At 59.6% G+C, this 1680-nt stretch carries 3 protein-coding genes and 1 pseudogene; all 4 read right to left on the bottom strand.

The genetic code is table 11. The annotated features are described in order from the left end of the window. Positions 1-397, bottom strand: a pseudogene (locus tag CQ13_RS44360) (recombinase family protein); the annotation flags it as partial. Further along, on the bottom strand, positions 394-807 hold the full coding sequence (locus tag CQ13_RS44365) for a recombinase family protein (RefSeq protein WP_197427316.1): 414 nt from the start codon (positions 805-807) through the stop codon (positions 394-396). The gene CQ13_RS44365 and the pseudogene CQ13_RS44360, both read right to left, overlap by 4 nt. A gap of 115 nt (positions 808-922) precedes the next feature. Next, positions 923-1261, bottom strand: coding sequence for a DUF6788 family protein (locus tag CQ13_RS12220; protein WP_057843143.1), 339 nt, complete (start codon positions 1259-1261; stop codon positions 923-925). A 173-nt stretch (positions 1262-1434) separates the two neighbouring features. Beyond that, positions 1435-1620 carry a DUF5372 family protein gene (locus CQ13_RS47090; RefSeq protein WP_197427317.1) on the bottom strand — a complete coding sequence of 62 codons (186 nt, stop codon included), beginning with the start codon at positions 1618-1620 and terminating at the stop codon, positions 1435-1437. Between the last annotated feature and the right edge of the window lie 60 nt (positions 1621-1680).

Genomic DNA, 1680 nt, shown 5'->3' on the forward strand with positions numbered 1-1680 from the left:
AGACGCTCCACTTATCGAGGCGGAAATTCTGTTCAGACAACCGGGACCAGCTCAATGGATTGGCAAGGACACCGAGCACGCGTGAATGCGTAAGTCGTCCCCAGATCAGCTTGCCGTCCCAGACGCCGCCATAGGCTCGGCGTGGAAAGACAAGGCCGAGTTCATTGAACCGTTTAACTACGCCGTAGGCGCTGCTCTCTTGTTCAAATAGTTCGAAGACTGTTCGAACCGCGCCTTGCACTTCCTGATCGGGGTCGAGGGTGATCCTATCGCCGTCGAATACCAAACCGACCGGCAGAGGGAAGTGCAATTCACCTTTCTGCGCCTTGTTGAGTTTGCCTCCGTGGAGGCGCGCGCGAATGATGTGCAGCTCTGCCTGAGCAAACGTACCCTTCATGCCAAGCACAAGGCTGTCGTTGAAGTCCGCCGGATCGTAGCGCCATCGCCGTCGAACACCAATGTGCGTGTCACCGCGCACAGCTCCAGCAAGCGATGCCAATCCTTGTTCGAGCGGGCCAGGCGCGAGGCTTCCAGAGAGAAGATCGCGCCGACTTGGCCCATTGCCACATCGCTGACCAGCGTCTTGAAGTCGTCGCGATTGGTCGCCTGCTCGCCGGAGTGACCGAGATCCCGGTCGAGGATCCGGATCTGCTCCGGAGTCCACCCGAGCGACCTCGCTTGGTCCGCCAAGTTGTACTGGCGCTCTGTGCTCTCTTGATTGAAGCGGACTTGCCCCATCGTCGACTGACGGATGTAGATGCAGGCCTGCCGCGCGAGATGATGATCGGCAATCTTGGGATTGATCATGATCGGGTCCTTCCACATCGGGCGGCGGAGCGCCTGCAGCGAGATAGGAGTCGATCATGTTGGCGATGATGGCGCCCGCCTCGGCAAAGTCGAGGGCTGCGACCGCCGGATCCATCTAATCGAGACTTTCGCGGCGACGCAGAAGCTCGGCATTGATCGCGCAAATCTCGTTGAGCATCTCCTGGAGGTTGCGGTAGTTGGCGAGAAACTCGGCCACCTGAGGATACGCGCCATTCGGCACATAGCCGAGCCGCGGGCGTTCGCCGGTTCGAGCGATTGTGGACAGGTAACGCTTGGGGCCGTGTCCCGGTCCGTCGACGCAGTGGCAGCTGGGTCGGCCGCAGCGCTTGTAGGTCTCGATGAGCGACCCGCGCACAATCTGCTCGATCGGCGGCAGGGCACGCAAGAGCTGGTGGCGGCGCTTTCGCAGGGCCGCGGAAGAAGGCTTCTTCATTTGCGGACCGAATCGAATTGATGTCCGAGTGATTCAGAAGCTGAGTCATTGGTCAAGCCTCATTTCTTGTGCTTCAACGAAGAGGCGAATTCGGCAAGCGCAAGCAGACCAAGGGCGTCAATGAGCAACGGCTGCTGGCCATTGATAGGCTCGCTCCGAGCACCTGGAAGCGCCTAGTCCGTCCAGTCGCGTGGGACAGCAAGCGATCCGATCTCGGCGTGGCGCAGGCTCAAAGTCTCTACGCCAGAGACCTTTCTGACCTTGAGGACAGCAAATCGCTGACCACGAAGTACATGGAAGGGATGGGTTATCTCAGCCGAACCCAAATCCTGACGGGGCTGAAGTGCAGTTCGACGCAACCGTGCCCTCTATAGCTGACCGCGTGGCTCAGACGGTTGCAAAGATGGTTATGGAGCCGA

Origin of the sequence: Bradyrhizobium retamae (assembly GCF_001440415.1) — a bacterium.
Lineage (GTDB): Bacteria > Pseudomonadota > Alphaproteobacteria > Rhizobiales > Xanthobacteraceae > Bradyrhizobium > Bradyrhizobium retamae.

Coding starts and splice junctions, on each gene's coding strand:
- CQ13_RS44365 (WP_197427316.1), bottom strand. CDS start 807: ATGATCAATCCCAAGATTGCCGATCATCATCTCGCGCGGCAGGCCTGC.
- CQ13_RS12220 (WP_057843143.1), bottom strand. CDS start 1,261: ATGAAGAAGCCTTCTTCCGCGGCCCTGCGAAAGCGCCGCCACCAGCTC.